The following is a 15,437-nucleotide window of genomic DNA, read 5'->3' on the forward strand; positions in this document are numbered from 1 at the left end:
GGCTGACCCATGACCAATACCAAGACCATCACCATGAATCTGATCCTGCAGGGCCTGGACGGCGATAGCGCCCGCCTCGAGCGCATCGCCGCGCTGGCCGCGCCCACGTCCATCACGCGCCTGGGCCCGAACGCCGTGCGCTGCGAGCAGATCGCCTACTCGCCCGCGCTGCGTCCCACCATCGAAGTGGCGGCCCAGGCGGCGCAGCTGGACGCCACCTACATGATGGGCCAGCGCGAGCTCGGCGAATTCAAGCTGGTGGCGATGGACATGGATTCGACCCTGATCACCATCGAGTGCATCGATGAAATCGCCGACATGCAGGGTCTCAAACCGCAGGTGGCGGCCATCACGGAAGCGGCCATGCGGGGCGAACTCGATTTCAGCTCCAGCCTGAAACAGCGCGTGGCCCTGCTCGAGGGTCTCGACGCGTCGGCCCTGCAGCGCGTCTACGATGAACGCTTAAAACTGTCGCCGGGCGCGGAAGCCATGCTGGCGGCCGTGCAGAAGGCGGGCCTGAAAACCCTGCTGGTGTCGGGCGGCTTCACCTTCTTCACCGAACGCCTGAAGGAGCGCCTGGGCCTCGATTACACGCATGCGAACGAACTGGAAATCGTCGACGGCAAGCTGACGGGCAAGGTGTTAGGCGGCATCGTCGACGCCGAGGAAAAGCAGCGTACGGTGGAACGCGTGTGCGCGGAGCTGGGCATTTCCCCGTCCGAGGCCATCGTCATGGGCGACGGCGCCAACGACTTGAAAATGATGGGCATCGCCGGCCTGTCCGTGGCCTTCCGCGCCAAGCCCGTGGTGCGCTCGCAGGCGGACGTGGCGCTGAACTTCGTGGGACTCGATGGCTTGCTCAACGTATTGACTTGAGTCGGCGCCATCTGGCGGACGGTGCGCGCACGATGGCATAAGTTTGCTATATTGCAAACTTATGCGCATCCTGCCAACCCATCGTGAAAGAACACCGCATGCCGCCACCGCTGCCAGAAGAGATACAACGCCACCTGGATGTGTTTGTCGCCGCCGCGCAAAACACCTTTGGTGACGACCTTGCCGCCGCCGTGCTGTTTGGCTCGGCCGCCGATGGCCAGGTGCGCGCCACCTCCGACGTCAACCTGCTGTTGCTGCTCAAGCGCTTTGCGCCGCAGGCGGCCGATGCGCTGCGCGGGCCCTTGCGCCTGGCGCACGCCGCCATCGATTTGCAGGTGATGTTCCTGCTCGAGGGCGAATTGACGCAGGCCGCCGACGCCTTCGCCGTCAAGTTCGCCGACATCATCGCGCGCCACCAGGTGCTGCATGGCGCCGACCCTTTCGCCAGCCTGCGCACGAACCGCGACGCCGTGCTGCGGCGCTTGCGGCAAGTGCTGCTGAACCAGCAGGTGCGCATGCGCGAACGGTATCTGCTATTGAGCCTGAATGAAGAACAGCTGGCCGGCGCCATCGCCGACGCAGCCGGCCCCCTGCGCTCGTCCGCGGCGTCGCTGGCGCAGCTGGAAGGCAAGTCCGGGCTGTCCGGCAAGCAGGCGCTCGAAGCGTTTGTCGACCAACTGGGCGAGCCTGCCCTGCACACGGCCCTGCAAGCCATGTCGGCGGCGCGCGAAACGGCGCGCCTGGCGCCGGGGCAAGCCTTGCCCGCCTTTGCGGGCTTGATGACGATTACCGAACACTTGCGCGAACACGCGGAGCAGATGCGGTGAACGGCGCCAATCCGTTCGACTGGAGCGGCCCCTGGTTCCTGCTCGCCTACCTGGTCTTTGGCATGCTCGTGTACTACCTCGCGCGCGAGCTGCTGATACGCATGGAATTGCGCAATCCGCATGCCCAGCTGTCGCTGGCCGATGACCCCTACCGCATCGCCTTCCTGCGCGGCGGCGCCCTCGAAGCCGTGAAAGTCGCCGCCATCGTGCTGGTCGACCGCGGCTTGCTGCGCGCCGACGGCCCGCTGCTGGAAACGGCCAGCGCAGACAGCCTGCGCTTCGCCAGCCATGACATCGAACGCGACGTGCTGCAGCTGTATCTGGGCCGCCAGGGCAACAGCAAGGAACTGGCCGTGCAAGCCGAGATGCTGCCGTCGTGCCGCGCCTACCAGGAAACCTTGACGCAGCAGCAATTGCTGGTCGGCCCGCCGCTGCTGCGCCGGCGCGAACGCATCACCTGGACGGCGCACTGGCTGCTGCTGACGGTGGCCGCCGTCAAGGCCGTCATCGCCATCAGCCGCCAGCACTACAACCTGCTGTTCCTGGCGCTGCTGCTGGCGATCTTCCTGCTCATGCTGCGCGGCTTGCGCACCCAAGCGACCAGCTGGAGCGCGCAGCGGCTGCTGACCGACCTGCGCATGCTGTTTGGCCGGCTGAACATGCGTTCATCGCGCCTGCAGGCGGGCAGCAGCAGCGCCGACATGGCCCTGCTGGCGGCCATCTTCGGCCTCGGCGCCCTGCCGCCGTCGGCGTACGCGTATGTCACCCAGCTGTACCCGGTGCCGCGGCAAAACGGCGGCGGCGACTCGTCGTCCGGCAGCTCGGGCGACTCCGGCGGCGGCTCGTCGGGCGGCGGCGACGGTTCTTCCTGCGGCAGCGGCTGTGGCGGTTGCGGCGGTGGTGGCGGCTGTGGCAGCTAGCCAGGAGACCGCGCGCGACCGCGTCGGCCTGGGCTGGCGCGGCGAACTGGCAGCCGGCATCCTGTCCAACCTGGCGCACATCGACGTGCTGGAAGTAATCGCCGACGATTATTACCACGCCGCGCGCGCCGGCATCGCCGCCTTGCGCAGCCTGGCGCGCCAGGTGCCCGTCAGCCTGCACGGCGTGGGCATGGGGCTGGCGTCGACGATTCCCGCCGATCCGCGCCGCCTGCATGCGATGGCGCGCCTGATGAAGGAGGTGCAAGCGGAATCGTGGTCCGAGCACCTGAGTTTCGTGCGCGCCGGCGGCGTGGAAATCGGTCACCTGGCAGCGCCGCCGCGCACGCCGCACAGCGCCGCCGGCGCCATCGCCAATATCGCGCTGGCCACGCGCATCGTCGGCAGCGCGCCGCTGATGGAAAACATCGCCACCCTGGTCCAGCCGCCCGCCAGCACGCTGGACGAAGCCGAATGGCTGACGCACATCCTTGACGGCGCGCAAGTGCCGCTGCTGCTGGACCTGCATAATCTGTATGCGAACGCCGTCAATTTCGGGCATGACCCGGAGCAACTGCTGCTGCGCCTGCCCCTGGCCCGGGTCGGCGCGGTGCACCTGAGCGGCGGCCACTGGATCGACGCGCCTAGCGGCGGCCAGCGCCTGCTGGACGACCATCTGCACGACGTGCCGCCCGCCGTCTTCGCCCTGTTGACCGTGCTGGCGCGCCAGGCGCCGCAACCGTTGACGGTGATCGTCGAGCGCGACGGCAATTACCCGTCGTTCGAGCACGTGCTGGACCAGCTGGAGCTGGCGCGCGCGGCCTTGCGCGCGGGGCGAAACGCATGAGTTCCCCCGCACTGGAAACCTATCTGGCAAGGCTGTACACGGACGACGCCCTGCGTGCCGCCTTCCTGCTGGAACCCCGTGCGCAAGCGTTGCGGCATGGCTTGTCGCAGCAGGAGGCGGACGCGATGGCGGCGATGGACCGCATCGGCCTGCACATGGCGGCGGCCAGCTATCGCGCCAAGCGGGCCGGGCGCGCCGGGCATGGCAGCCAGCCCAGGCCAGCGCAACGCTGGTGGCGCCGGCTGCTGCACGCCTGGCGCTGAGCGCCGGCTACAGGTGCCACAGGCGCAGCGGCAGCAATCCCCACCAGGCCAGCACCAGCAGCAGTTGCAAGGCCGCCAGCAAGGCCACCCAATCCCATTTCGCCCACGAACCCGCCTCGGCCGCCGTGCCGCGGCTGCGCCAGCAGCGCGCCAGACCGAACGCCGTCGCCAGCGGCAGCGCTCCCGTCGTCAGCGCCAGCAGCACGCTGGCGATGGTGACGTCGCCCAGGCGCAGGTAGGACTGGAAATAGAAGAACGGCAGCGGCAGGAGCAGCGCCAGCAGCGACAGCAAGGGCGCGAACAGGTGGTCGCCCCGCTCCAGGCTGCGCAGCGCGGCGCGCCAGACGCCGACCACCAGCACGTACAGCATGCCAGCCGCGCCCAGGGCCAGGCTGCCCCACAGCACCAGCATGCGCAGCATCGACGCGCGTTCATAGCTGCGCAAACCGTCGCTGAGCACATGCTTGCCATCCTCCTGCATCAGCACGTGCGACGGCGTGCTGCGGTCGCTGGCGCGGAACAGCAAGCCGCCCACCGGTTCCAGCTCCTTCGGCTCGCCCTGGAACGGGATCAGGAACAGCGATTCGCCATCCCATTTGACGCGCGTAAAGCCGAAGACGGCGTCGACCCAGGCCATGCTGGCCATGGGACTGGGCGACGGCACGTAGACGCCCTGCCAGTTTTCCACCGTGGGCGCGGGCGTGCCGCGCGGGGCCGGCGCGCGCAGCGGCAGTTCCAGGTCGCGCAGCAGCAGGCGGTTGAAGCGTTCATAGTCGGCCTGCTCCGCATCCGTATTGAAGGCCACGAAGAAGGCGCTGTCCTGCTCCGGATACAGGCACAGCATGGCGCGGAAACCCACGGCCGTGCCCGGATGGCAAGCGCCCACCACATTGTGGCGGTCGCGCATGGCCAGCGCCAGGCCGTGGCCCGTGGCCAGGCCCGCCTGCGCCGCATCCGTGCCGGACGGCTCGGACAAGGCGCCCATCAGCGCCAGGTCGATGAAGCGCTTGCCCTGCAGCTTGCCGTCGCCCATCAGGAATTGCGCCAGCTTGCCCATGTCGGCCGCCGTGGTGGTAAATTGCGCGGCCGGACGCAGATACTGGGGCACGGCCGGCTGCGCCACGCCATGCTCGAAGTAGCCCATAGCCAGGCGCGGATCAGCCTGCGCACCCGCCTGCGTACTCATTTGCGTACTCATTTGCGTGCTCACTTGCGTAACGAAGGCGAACGTGCTGTCCGCCATGCCCAGCGGCTGCAGCAGCTGCGCGTCGAGATAGCGCTCGTACGGCTGGCCCGTGATTTTCTCGATCACCATGCCCAGCAAGCCATAGCCCATGTTCGAATACGCATAGCGGCTGCCGGGCCGGGCGCGCACGCGCAGCAGGTTGCGGTCGCCGTCAAAAGCGTCGGCCAGCGGCGTCTGCGGCGCCGGGTTCAGGCTGAACGCCTGCCAGAAGCGCACATTGTCGAGGCCGGACGTATGCGCCAGCAGGTGGCGGATGCGCACGGGGTCGCTGGCTTGCCACGGGTTTTTCAGCGCCAGTTCCGGCAGCACCTGCTGCAGGGGCGTGTCGAGCGTGAGCCGGTCTTCGCTGACCAGGCGCAAGACGCCCAGCGCCAGCGCCACCTTGCCCACGGAACCCACCTGCATGCGCGTATCCGCCTGCATGGGCATGCGCCTGGCGGCATCGCGCAGGCCGGACGCGCCGACTTTGACTGTTCCGTCAGGCAAGACTTCACTCCAGACGGCGCCCGCCAGGCCCTCGTCCTTCAAGCCGGCGGCAAACTCCGCCTCCAGCGGGGCGCCGGCGGCATGGGCAGCCGTGACGCACAGCAGCAAGGCCGGCAAAGCCTGGCGCAGCCATGACCTGGCGCGCGCGGCCAGGGTGGGATAGCGATTTCGTTTCAACAATGTATTCTGCCTTTTTCCATGGACTGCGCTCCTGCGCCGCTTTGCTTGTTACAATTAAAAATTGAGCAACGACGGGAGCCTTCATGTCACAAGATATTATTTTGGATACCCAACTCCAGCAGACCAAGAACCTGGCCTGGTGGTTGTACCTGATACATGGCGCCAGCTTCGTGTTTTCGCTGGGCGCGTTTTCCTTCATTCCGCTCATCATCAATTATGTGAAGCGGGACGAGGCGGCCGGGACCTTCGTGTACAGCCATCACAGCTGGATGATCCGTTCCTTCTGGTGGTACGTGGCCTGGATCGTCGTCGGCGCCATCCTGTGGATCACGCTGATCGGCATCCCGCTGGCCTTCCTCGTGTGGGGCGTGGCCTGGCTGTGGAAAGCCTACCGCCTGCTGCGCGGCTTCCTCGACTTGGACAACAACAAGCCCGTGCCCCTGTAAATTGCTTGTGGGCAAGCTATCGTGCTTGCCCGCTTGCCGCTACATTGCCGCGAACGCCCGTTCGATATCGGCGATCAGATCCTGCGGATCTTCCAGTCCCACGTTCAGACGCACCAGCTGGCCCGGCAATTGCCAGCCCTTGCGCATGGCGGCGATGCGGTACGGCATCACCAGGCTGTTCGCGCCACCCCAGCTGTAGCCAATCTTGAACAACTGCAAGGCATCGACGAAGCGGTCCGTCTGCGCCTCCGTGTAGCGGGCATCGAACAGCACGGAAAACAGGCCGCCCGCGCCCGTGAAATCGCGCTGCCAGATGGCGTGGCCCGGGCAATCCTCGAAGGCCGGATGCAGCACCGTGGCGATCTCGCTGCGCCCCTTGAGCCAGGCGGCCACCGTGCGCGCGCCCTGGTCGTGGGCGTCGAAGCGCAGCTTCATGGTGGGCAAGCCGCGCAGCACCAGGTAGGCGTCGTCCGCCCCCACGCCCATGCCCAGACGCATGTGCGCCTGCGCCAGGCGGTCGTGCAGCGCCCGCTCGCGCGTGATCAGCGCGCCCATCAGCACGTCCGAGCCGCCCGACTGGTATTTCGTCAGCGCCTGCATGATGATGTCCACGCCCAGCTCAAAGCCGCGCAGGGCCAGGCCCGCCGACCAGGTGTTGTCAAGGGCGACGAGCACGCCGCGCGCATGGGCGGCCGCGCAAATGGCGGGCAAGTCCGGCACTTCCATCGTCACGGAGCCTGGCGCTTCCGTCCAGATCAGCTTGGTATTGTGCTGGATCAAGCCCGCGATGCCGGCGCCGATGAGCGGATCGTAATAGCGGGCAGTGATGCCGAAATCCTGCGCCAGCCAGCGTCCCAGTTCGCGGTTCGGGTTGTAGATGTTTTCCGGCAATAAAACGTCATCGCCCGTTTTCAGCAGGGCAAAGTCCGCCATGGCGATGGCCGCCAGGCCGGACGGCGCCAGCAGGCAGTATTTGCCCCCTTCGATCTCGGCCAGCCGCGCTTCCAGGGTGAAGGTGGTGGGCGTGCCGTGCAAGCCGTAGGTGTAGGCGTTCTTCTCCTTCCAGTCGCCCGAGCGCATGGCCGCCACGTCCTTGAACAGCACGGTCGATGCGTGATGGATGGCGTTGGGAAACGCCGCAAAGCCTTGCGGCGCCTGGTAATCGCTGTGGATCAGCGCCGTCTGGGGGGATTTGGGTGTGGTCATGGCGTCGTCGGCAAATAAAAAAGGCGGGCCAGTCTGTGCTGGTCCGCCTTGATTGTAAGGGCTTTAGCCCGTCAATGCCGTACGTATGACAGAGTGTTACACCTTGTCAAATATCATCTTCACCGCGTAAAAACGTTCAGGCCAAGGCGCGCTGCCGCAGGCAGTACCTTGCCGTACGGCAAGGCAGCGCAACGCCGGCATGGACGTTTTTTACTCGGCAGCACCCCACAGGTCGTGCGCGTCGGCCGAGGTGATGGTCACATCGACGAACTGACCGACGGCCAGCTTGCGGTGCGGTTCGAATGGCGGCTTGACGTAGACGACGCCATCGATTTCCGGCGCGTCGGCGGACGAGCGGCCCACGCCGCCGGAGCGGGTGACTTCATCGATCAGCACGCGCACGGTCTTGCCGACCTTGGCTTGCAGGCGTTTCTTGGAAATTTCTTCCTGCAGCAGCATGACGCGGCCGCGGCGCTCTTCGCGCAGCTCTTCCGGCACGGGATTGTCGATGGCGTTCGCCGTCGCGCCTTCGACAGGCGAATACGCGAAGCAGCCGAGGCGGTCGATCTGCGCTTCCTTGAGGAAGTCCAGCAAGTACTCGAATTCCGCTTCCGTTTCGCCAGGGAAACCGGCGATGAAGGTCGAGCGGATGGTCAGGTCCGGGTTGATCGCGCGCCAGGCCTGGATGCGGTCCAGGTTTTTCTCGCCGCTGGCCGGACGCTTCATGCGTTTCAGCACGTCAGGGTGCGCATGCTGCATCGGAATGTCCAGGTATGGCAGGATGTGGCCGCCGCTCATCATCGGGATGATCTGGTCCACGTGCGGATATGGATACACGTAGTGCAAGCGCACCCAGGCGCCGTAGGACTTGGCCAGTTCGCCCAGCGCTTCCGTCAGCTGCGTCATGTGGGTCTTCACGGGACGGCCATTCCAGAAGCCGGAACGGAATTTCACGTCCACGCCATACGCCGAGGTGTCTTGCGAAATGACCAGCAATTCCTTGACGCCGGCCTTGAACAGGTTTTCCGCTTCGATCATCAGTTCGCCGATCGGGCGCGAGACGAGGTCGCCGCGCATGGACGGGATGATGCAGAAGCTGCAGCGGTGGTTGCAGCCTTCGGAAATTTTCAGGTAGGCGTAATGCTTCGGCGTCAGCTTGACGCCTTGCGGCGGCACCAGGTCGAGGAATGGCGCATGCGGTTTCGGCAGGTGGAAGTGGACGGAATCCATCACCTCGGCCAGCGCATGCGGACCCGTGACGGACAGCACCTTCGGGTGCACCTTCATGATGATGTCGTCGCCGGCAGCATCTTTCTTGGCGCCCAGGCAGCCGGTCACGATCACTTTGCCGTTTTCAGCCAGCGCTTCGCCGATGGCGTCGAGCGACTCTTGCACGGCAGCATCGATAAAACCGCAGGTATTGACGATCACCAGATCGGCGCCAGCGTAGGATTTCGCCGTTTCGTAACCTTCGGCGCGCAGTTGGGTCAGGATTTGTTCGGAGTCGACCAGCGCTTTCGGGCAGCCGAGCGAGACAAAGCCCACTTTCGGCGCCGCACCTGGCATGGCCAGCATGGCCTCGGGCTGGGCGGAAGGAACGGGAATACGGTGAATTTCAGACATAGTTGGCAGCTAGTAAAATGGTGAGGCGAATCGGCTATTGTACCCCGAGCCGCCCCTTGCTGGCAGAACTATGCTGTTTTGATGACGCCAATACAACTCCCGGGCAAGCGAATCGCCCGGTGAGTGTGTCGAATCGATTACTTTTTGTCGGTTGGAGGTACCGGCGGCACGAACGGGAAGGTACCGAACAGATTCTTGCTCTGGCTCTGCATCTGTTCCTGCATCTGCACGAACAGGCTCTTGCTCTGGTCAATGTAGTTGTTCATCATGCCTTGCATCATCGGGCCCTGGACATTCATGAACTGGGTCCACATTTCAGGGCTGAAGGGCTTGCCTTCGAAACTGCCGGCCGACGTGCCTGTGAATTTGTGCTGGATATCGGTGAACGCTTGCACGTTCTTTTCCAGGTAGGATCCCATCATACCCTGCATGGCGTGGCCATAGTAGCGGATGATCTGCGACAACACGCTGCTCGAGAACATGGGCGCGCCATTCGCTTCCTCTTCCAAAATGATTTGCAGCAAGATGCTGCGCGTCAAATCTTCATTGGATTTGGCATCGACGACGGTAAACACCTCATTGTCCAACACCAGCTGCTTGACGTCCGTCAAGGTGATGTAGGAACTGGTTTGCGTGTCATACAGACGGCGGTTGGGATATTTTTTAATCAGGCGGTCTATACTTTTTTTTGCACTACTCATCACAAGTTCCACTTATTGCGCCGCAGCGCATACTGAGTTAATCCGAAAAAAAAGCGAACGTGGGTCCGCTTTCGCACCTGCCTACGTTTTCCATTATAGAGTGGAAAACGGCTCCATTGCACATCAGGGTAGTAGATTCCCGCATTTATTGCAACGCAACTAAAAGTAGATTCCTGACAAGACCGGAGATTACGCCGGTCTTGCCGGGCCAGAAGCTTTTGTAAACTAGTCCGCCCTGACTTTAACATACCGCCCCGGCGCCGGCTCGATTGCCGCGTGGCGTTTGTTGCCCGGCTTGCCCGGCGCCTTCACCTGCGCGCCGCCGTGTTCGGCCAGGAAAGCCGCCCATTCGGGCCACCAGCTGCCCACGTGCTCGGTCGCGCCTTCCATCCACTGTTCGGCCGTCAAGGGCTTGGCTTTCGCCGCGCGTGCGCCTTTGCCCGCGTCATTGCTCCAGTAACTGCGCTTTTTCTTCGAGGCAGGATTGATCACGCCGGCGATATGGCCCGAAGCGCCGAGGATGAAGCGGTTGGCTTTCGGCTTTTTCGGGTTCAGCACGGCCATGCTGGCATACGCCGCGCCCCAGGGCACGATATGGTCTTCGCGCGAACCGTAGATGAAGGCGGGCGCGTCGATGCTGCTCAAGTCGACCTTTTCACCGGCCACCGTCAGCTTGCCCGGCACTTTCAGGCTGTTTTCCAGGTAGGTGTTTCGCAGATACCAGCAGAACATGGGGCCCGGCAAGCCCGTGCCGTCGCCATTCCAGTACAGCAAGTCGAACGCGGGCGGTTCCTTGCCCTTCAGGTAATTCGACTGCACGTAGTTCCACACGAGGTCGTTCGGTCGCAGGCTCGAAAAAGTGCTGCCCAGGTCGCGGCCCGACATCAGGCCGCCCTTGGCCAGCGTCTGCTCGCGCAGCGCCACTTGCGGCTCGTCGATAAAGACGTCGAGCGCGCCCGTGTCGCAGAAATCGAGGAAAGTGGTCAGCAAGGTCAGGCTGGCGGCCGGATTCTCGCCCCGCGCCTTGAGCACGGCCAGCGCCGTCGAGACGATGGTGCCGCCCACGCAAAAGCCGAACATATTGAGCTTGTCCTGGCCGGAAATGTCCTGCGTGACCCGAATCGCTTCGATCACGCCTTGCTCGACGTAATCGTCCCACGTCAGGTGCTGCATGCTCAGGTCCGGATTGCGCCAGGACATCAGGAACACGGTATTGCCCTGCTCCACCGCATAGCGCACGAGCGAGTTTTCTGGCTGCAAGTCAAGGATATAGAATTTATTGATGCACGGCGGCACCATCAGCAGCGGCCGCTGGTGTACCGTGGCCGTCGTCGGCGTGTACTGGATCAGCTGGAACAGCGCGTTTTCGAACACCACCGTGCCCGGCGTGGTGGCCACGTTGCGGCCCACTTCGAAGGCCGATTCGTCGGACTGCGAAATGCGGCCCTTGCCCATGTCGGCCAGCATGTTGCTCAAGCCCTTGGCCAGGCTTTCACCCTTGGTCTCGATCAGGGTTTGCTGCGCGTCGGGATTGGTGGCAAGAAAATTGGCGGGCGACATGGCGTCGACGATTTGCTGCACGGCAAACGCAATCTTTTGCTTCTGGTGCGGCGTCGCTTCCACGGCGTCGGCCATGGCGCTGAGAAACTCGGCGTTCAGCAGGTAGGCGGCCGCATTGAAGGCCGACAGGGGGCTGGCGTGCCAGGCGGGCGCGGAGAAACGGCGGTCTTTCAATTCCGGCGCCTTGCCGGCCATAAAGTCTGCCCACAAGCCCGTCAGCTTGGCCACGTAGGCATTTTTCAGTTGCTCGATCGCTTCCGGCTTGATGCTGGCACCCGCATCCTGCAAAATGCCGGCAATCGGATTGCCGGCCGGCTGCGGTACCATGTTGAACCACGTCTTCCACTGTTCAGGATTGCTGATCTGCGCCATCCATTCCTTGGTCATCATTTGAGGATCGGGCATGTTCATAGCTATATAAATCCATTCAAGAATTGATAAATAATTACTTCCGGGCCACCTGCATGCAAACTCTTACTGACTGCCAATACCAATGATGCTCATGACCGCTGTTGCCTGGATCTATGTCGTCGGCCTCATGGCGCTGACGGAACCGTCCATCGTCGCCGGGGTGATGACCTTCGTGCTGTACTGCGTCATCCCGCTGTCCATCCTATTCTATCTGACGGGCTCAAGGAGACGCAAACGCAAGGCGGCGCGCATCGCGGAACTGCAAGCCCGCGCGCTGGCCTCAGCAGACGATAAAACAAAAACGGCAGACACATAAGTGTCTGCCGTGCAGATTATTTGCGCCAGATCAAGCTGGCCTGTCTTCCCGTGACGCCATCGCGCCGGTACGAGTAAAACTGCGCCGCATCGCTGACGGTGCAATATTCCCCGCCCGCCACTTGCGCCACGCCGTCGCGCAGCAGCATGGTGCGCGCCAGCGCATAGATGTCGGCCAGATACTTGCCCGGCTTGCCAGCGATGGCGACGAAGGAAGCGCTCAACACTTGCCGCTCGGCATCATCGCGCGCGCCGTCGCGGAACGCTTGCAATACATCGTGTCCCACTTCGAATTGCTGTGGACCGATGGCCGGCCCCAGCCAGGCGAGGATATCCGTCGCCCCTTGCGCGCGCATGCTGTCCACCGTGCGCTGCAAGACGCCGTTGGCCAGGCCGCGCCAGCCCGCGTGGGCCGCGCCGACGACGCGGCCATCCGTCGAACAAAACAATACCGGCAAGCAATCGGCCGTCATCACCACGCACACGGCGCCAGGCTGCGTTGCCACGCTGGCGTCGGCATCGGGCACGCAACCGTCCAGCTTGCCGGCATCGGCCACGGCCACGCCGTGCACCTGCGACAGCCAGGCAGGCTCGGATGGCAAGGCGCCCGCCAGCCGCGCTCGGTTGGCCGCCACGTGCGCGGCCTCGTCGCCCACGTGCGTACCCAGGTTCAAGCCACCGCCGCCCTGCCCGTCACCATACGGGCCCTGGCTGACGCCGCCCGCGCGCACGGTCGCCAGCGCGCCCACATTCGCGGGCAAGCCGGGCCAATGGGGAGTGATATAAGGCAAGGCAGCCGTCATCAGACCTGTTCCGGCTCGGGAATGCCGGCCGTGGCGATCAGTTGCGCGAAATCATCGGCCAGCGGCACGATCCACTCGCACGCTTCCAGGGTGCCCGGATGCACGAGGCCCAGGCGGCGCGCCTGCAGCGCCTGGCGCGAGAAGACGGACACCAGGTGCTGCTTGCCGTACACATAATCACCGACCAGCGCAAAGCCCAGATGCTGCATGTGCACGCGGATCTGGTGCGTGCGGCCTGTTTCCAGGCGGCATTGCATCAGGCTCACGGGACGGCGGTCGAGTTCGCCGCTGCCGATCAATTCATAGTGCGTGATGGCGGGCTTGGCCGTGAAGTTTTCCGACACGGCCATCTTGACCCGGTCGCGCGGGTGGCGCGCGATGGACGCATCGATGGTGCCCGCCGCCTTCGGCGTGCCCCACACGAGCGCGAAATATTCGCGCTTGACGGTGCGCGCCTGCAACTGGCGCACCAAGTCCGTTTGCGAAGCGAGGGTCTTGCCGACCACCATCAAACCGCTCGTATCCTTGTCCAGGCGGTGCACGATGCCGGCGCGCGGCACGCCCGCCAGTTGCGGGCAGTGGTGCAGCAAGCCGTTGAGCAGGGTGCCCGACCAGTTGCCGGGGCCCGGATGCACGACCAGTCCGGCCGGTTTGTTGATGACGATGATATGCTCATCTTCGTGCACGATGTTCAATTCCATCGCTTCCGGCTTAAAAGCCTCGTCTTCCGGCGCGCTTTGCGGCAGAATGACGATCTTCTCGTCGCCGTAGGCGGTCATGTTGCGTTTGGCAACTTTTCCATCGACGGTCACGAAACCGGCTTCCAGCCACAATTGCAAGCGGCTGCGCGAGTATTGCGGCACCAGCTGGGCGATGACTTTATCGAGGCGGTGGCCGCAGGCGTCCGGCGTCAGTTCCAATGTAATCGGGGCCATTTCCTCGAAGACGTCGTCGGCGGCAAAATCGCCGTCAAACGCCTCTTCGGCAACATGGTCAGAAAGGGAGTCAAACGCGGGGTCAGCCAAATTAGGCTTCGGAGTTAATATCACAGCATTCCCATCGGCTATAATCAGCCTATTGTAAAATCTTGGTTAAAACCTTCTTGCAAAACGTCATGCAAAAAAAATTATCGTTGGTAGTCGCTTCAGTCGTTCTGCTCGGCATGTCCGCTTGCAGCTTGTTGCCTGAAAAAGTGGATGAGACCAAAAACTGGTCCGTTACGAAATTATACTCGGAGGCGCGTGAAGAAATGGCCGGGCAGCACTATGAAGCTGCAATCGGCCTGTTCCAGAAGCTGGAGGCTAACTATCCTTTCGGCAACTATGCTCTGCAAGCGCAGATGGAGATCGCTTACGCGTATTATAAGTCGGGAGACCAGGCTCAGGCACTGGCTGCCGTCGAACGCTTCATCAAGTTGCATCCGAACCACGCCAATGTGGACTATATGTACTACTTGCGGGGCCTGATCAGCTTTAACGACCAGATCAGCTTCCTGAACTTCCTGTACGAGCAAGATCCGACCGAGCGCGATCCGAAAGCCACGCGCGAAGCGTTTGCCGCCTTCAAGCAACTGGTCGACAAGTTTCCAAATAGCAAATACGCGCCCGATTCGCTGGCCCGCATGAACTATTTGATCGATGCCATGGCGAAATACGAAGTGCACGTGGCGCGCTATTACTACCGCCGCGGCGCCTACCTGGCCGCCGCCAACCGCGCGCAAACGACGGTCAGCGACTTTGCCGCTTCGCCGGCCATCGAAGAAGCGCTGTTCATCATGTACCGCTCGTATGACAAGCTGGGCTTGACCGACTTGCGCGACGATGCCTTGCGCGTGCTGACCAAGAACTACCCGAACACGGCATTCCTCAGCCCGGAAGGGGTGAACAAGGAACGCAAGTGGTGGAAATTCTGGCAGTAAGATAAGAAAAAACCGGGCTCGCCCGGTTTTTTTACTTATACACCCACTTTGCGCCGGAACACCCAGCTGGTATCGTTCGACGCTTCCGGCACGAAACCGTAGCCGTCGACGTCGAACTCCTTCAGCTGCTGCGGGTCGCGGATGGCGTTGACGGCCGCATAGCGGGCCAGCATGCCGCGCGCGCGCTTGGCGTAGAACGAGATGATTTTATATTTGCCGTTCTTCCAGTCCTCGAACACGGGCGCGATGACGGGCACGTCCAGCTGGCGCGGCTTGACGGATTTGAAATATTCCTCGGAAGCAAGGTTGACCAGCACCTTGGCGCCCTGCTCTTTTGCCGTGCGGTTCAAGCCGTTGGTAATGGTGTCGCCCCAGAACGCGTACAGATCCTTGCCGCGCGTGGTCGACAGCCGCGTGCCCATTTCCAGGCGGTGCGGGTGGATCAAGTCCAGCGGGCGCAGCAAGCCGTACAGGCCCGACAGGATGCGCACGCGCGACTGGGCATAGTCGAGCTGGGCCGGCTGCAGGCTGCGCGCCTCGAAACCGGCATACACGTCGCCATTGAAGGCCATGATGGCCTGGCGCGCTTCCGCCAGCTTGGGCGTCCAGGAAGCATAGCGGGCCACGTTGAGGGCCGACAAGGCGTCGGAAATGCCCATCAGGCTGCCCACTTCGGCGGGCGAAAACTGGCGCATGCGGGCTATGAGCTGGGCGGAATGGTCGAGAAAATCGGGGGTGCTGTGCAACGAGGTTGTTGGCGGCGTCTCCAGGTCGAGACTCTTGGCGGGCGAAAGCACGATCAACATAAATTA

16 protein-coding genes are annotated in these 15,437 nt (G+C 63.4%); 8 read left to right on the top strand and 8 right to left on the bottom strand.

Annotation, left to right across the window (positions count from 1 at the left end; translation table 11 throughout):
• The first annotated feature begins 33 nt into the window (after positions 1-33).
• The 5 genes from serB (at position 34) to O0881_RS05205 (ending at position 3,730) form a co-directional block, all read left to right on the top strand.
• On the top strand, positions 34-876 hold the full coding sequence (gene serB, locus O0881_RS05185; protein WP_289911456.1) for a phosphoserine phosphatase SerB: 843 nt from the start codon (positions 34-36) through the stop codon (positions 874-876).
• Positions 877-974: 98 nt separating this feature from the next.
• Positions 975-1,703: a nucleotidyltransferase domain-containing protein gene (locus tag O0881_RS05190; RefSeq protein ID WP_289910460.1), complete on the top strand. Its 729-nt coding sequence runs from the start codon at positions 975-977 to the stop codon at positions 1,701-1,703.
• On the top strand, positions 1,700-2,623 hold the full coding sequence (locus O0881_RS05195) for a TIGR04222 domain-containing membrane protein (protein WP_289910462.1): 924 nt from the start codon (positions 1,700-1,702) through the stop codon (positions 2,621-2,623). Before O0881_RS05190 ends, O0881_RS05195 begins: the two co-directional genes overlap by 4 nt.
• Entirely contained in the window at positions 2,613-3,467 is an 855-nt protein-coding gene (locus tag O0881_RS05200) for a DUF692 family multinuclear iron-containing protein (RefSeq protein ID WP_289910463.1), read from the top strand. The genes O0881_RS05195 and O0881_RS05200 overlap by 11 nt, the downstream gene beginning before the upstream one ends.
• Entirely contained in the window at positions 3,464-3,730 is a 267-nt protein-coding gene (locus tag O0881_RS05205; protein WP_289910464.1) for a hypothetical protein, read from the top strand. Before O0881_RS05200 ends, O0881_RS05205 begins: the two co-directional genes overlap by 4 nt.
• Before the next feature lie 7 nt (positions 3,731-3,737).
• Here O0881_RS05205 and O0881_RS05210 read toward each other — a convergent pair whose 3' ends face one another.
• Positions 3,738-5,639 carry a serine hydrolase domain-containing protein gene (locus tag O0881_RS05210; RefSeq protein WP_289910465.1) on the bottom strand — a complete coding sequence of 634 codons (1,902 nt, stop codon included), beginning with the start codon at positions 5,637-5,639 and terminating at the stop codon, positions 3,738-3,740.
• 86 nt (positions 5,640-5,725) lie between these two features.
• Between O0881_RS05210 and O0881_RS05215 the strand changes: the two genes are divergently transcribed.
• Entirely contained in the window at positions 5,726-6,088 is a 363-nt protein-coding gene (locus O0881_RS05215; RefSeq protein WP_289910466.1) for a hypothetical protein, read from the top strand.
• Positions 6,089-6,127: 39 nt separating this feature from the next.
• On the opposite strand, the gene O0881_RS05220 is transcribed toward O0881_RS05215, so the two are convergent.
• The 4 genes from O0881_RS05220 to phaC form a co-directional block, all read right to left on the bottom strand.
• Positions 6,128-7,294 (bottom strand): cystathionine beta-lyase, encoded by a 1,167-nt coding sequence (locus tag O0881_RS05220; RefSeq protein WP_289910467.1) that lies wholly within the window; start codon positions 7,292-7,294, stop codon positions 6,128-6,130.
• A gap of 210 nt (positions 7,295-7,504) precedes the next feature.
• The gene (gene rimO / locus O0881_RS05225) at positions 7,505-8,860 is read right to left on the bottom strand and encodes a 30S ribosomal protein S12 methylthiotransferase RimO (protein WP_251349207.1); all 1,356 of its coding nucleotides are present in this window, start codon (positions 8,858-8,860) and stop codon (positions 7,505-7,507) included.
• 194 nt (positions 8,861-9,054) lie between these two features.
• Positions 9,055-9,618 carry a polyhydroxyalkanoate synthesis repressor PhaR gene (gene phaR, locus O0881_RS05230; RefSeq protein WP_010399000.1) on the bottom strand — a complete coding sequence of 188 codons (564 nt, stop codon included), beginning with the start codon at positions 9,616-9,618 and terminating at the stop codon, positions 9,055-9,057.
• A 225-nt stretch (positions 9,619-9,843) separates the two neighbouring features.
• The gene (gene phaC / locus O0881_RS05235; RefSeq protein ID WP_289910468.1) at positions 9,844-11,589 is read right to left on the bottom strand and encodes a class I poly(R)-hydroxyalkanoic acid synthase; all 1,746 of its coding nucleotides are present in this window, start codon (positions 11,587-11,589) and stop codon (positions 9,844-9,846) included.
• Positions 11,590-11,680: 91 nt separating this feature from the next.
• On the opposite strand from phaC, the gene O0881_RS05240 reads away from it, so the two are divergent.
• Complete coding sequence (locus O0881_RS05240) at positions 11,681-11,905, top strand: hypothetical protein (RefSeq protein WP_306508607.1); 225 nt, start codon at positions 11,681-11,683, stop codon at positions 11,903-11,905.
• Positions 11,906-11,921: 16 nt separating this feature from the next.
• Here O0881_RS05240 and pgeF read toward each other — a convergent pair whose 3' ends face one another.
• Both pgeF and O0881_RS05250 read right to left on the bottom strand, forming a co-directional pair.
• A complete protein-coding gene (gene pgeF, locus O0881_RS05245) occupies positions 11,922-12,707 on the bottom strand; it encodes a peptidoglycan editing factor PgeF (RefSeq protein WP_289910469.1) in 786 nt (261 codons plus the stop codon).
• A complete protein-coding gene (locus O0881_RS05250) occupies positions 12,707-13,732 on the bottom strand; it encodes an RluA family pseudouridine synthase (RefSeq protein ID WP_099667537.1) in 1,026 nt (341 codons plus the stop codon). Before O0881_RS05250 ends, pgeF begins: the two co-directional genes overlap by 1 nt.
• 89 nt (positions 13,733-13,821) lie before the next feature.
• Here O0881_RS05250 and O0881_RS05255 point away from each other — a divergent pair, with 89 nt between their 5' ends.
• The gene (locus tag O0881_RS05255) at positions 13,822-14,625 is read left to right on the top strand and encodes an outer membrane protein assembly factor BamD (RefSeq protein WP_219116005.1); all 804 of its coding nucleotides are present in this window, start codon (positions 13,822-13,824) and stop codon (positions 14,623-14,625) included.
• A 35-nt stretch (positions 14,626-14,660) separates the two neighbouring features.
• Here O0881_RS05255 and yaaA read toward each other — a convergent pair whose 3' ends face one another.
• On the bottom strand, positions 14,661-15,431 hold the full coding sequence (yaaA, locus tag O0881_RS05260) for a peroxide stress protein YaaA (protein WP_251348327.1): 771 nt from the start codon (positions 15,429-15,431) through the stop codon (positions 14,661-14,663).
• Between the last annotated feature and the right edge of the window lie 6 nt (positions 15,432-15,437).

This window comes from Janthinobacterium sp. SUN100 (assembly GCF_030397705.1).
Classification (GTDB): domain Bacteria; phylum Pseudomonadota; class Gammaproteobacteria; order Burkholderiales; family Burkholderiaceae_D; genus Janthinobacterium; species Janthinobacterium kumbetense.

Coding starts and splice junctions, on each gene's coding strand:
- serB (WP_289911456.1), top strand. CDS start 34: ATGAATCTGATCCTGCAGGGCCTGGACGGCGATAGCGCCCGCCTCGAG.
- O0881_RS05190 (WP_289910460.1), top strand. CDS start 975: ATGCCGCCACCGCTGCCAGAAGAGATACAACGCCACCTGGATGTGTTT.
- O0881_RS05205 (WP_289910464.1), top strand. CDS start 3,464: ATGAGTTCCCCCGCACTGGAAACCTATCTGGCAAGGCTGTACACGGAC.
- O0881_RS05215 (WP_289910466.1), top strand. CDS start 5,726: ATGTCACAAGATATTATTTTGGATACCCAACTCCAGCAGACCAAGAAC.
- O0881_RS05220 (WP_289910467.1), bottom strand. CDS start 7,294: ATGACCACACCCAAATCCCCCCAGACGGCGCTGATCCACAGCGATTAC.
- rimO (WP_251349207.1), bottom strand. CDS start 8,860: ATGCCAGGTGCGGCGCCGAAAGTGGGCTTTGTCTCGCTCGGCTGCCCG.
- phaR (WP_010399000.1), bottom strand. CDS start 9,618: ATGAGTAGTGCAAAAAAAAGTATAGACCGCCTGATTAAAAAATATCCC.
- phaC (WP_289910468.1), bottom strand. CDS start 11,589: ATGAACATGCCCGATCCTCAAATGATGACCAAGGAATGGATGGCGCAG.
- O0881_RS05240 (WP_306508607.1), top strand. CDS start 11,681: ATGACCGCTGTTGCCTGGATCTATGTCGTCGGCCTCATGGCGCTGACG.
- pgeF (WP_289910469.1), bottom strand. CDS start 12,707: ATGACGGCTGCCTTGCCTTATATCACTCCCCATTGGCCCGGCTTGCCC.
- O0881_RS05255 (WP_219116005.1), top strand. CDS start 13,822: ATGCAAAAAAAATTATCGTTGGTAGTCGCTTCAGTCGTTCTGCTCGGC.
- yaaA (WP_251348327.1), bottom strand. CDS start 15,431: ATGTTGATCGTGCTTTCGCCCGCCAAGAGTCTCGACCTGGAGACGCCG.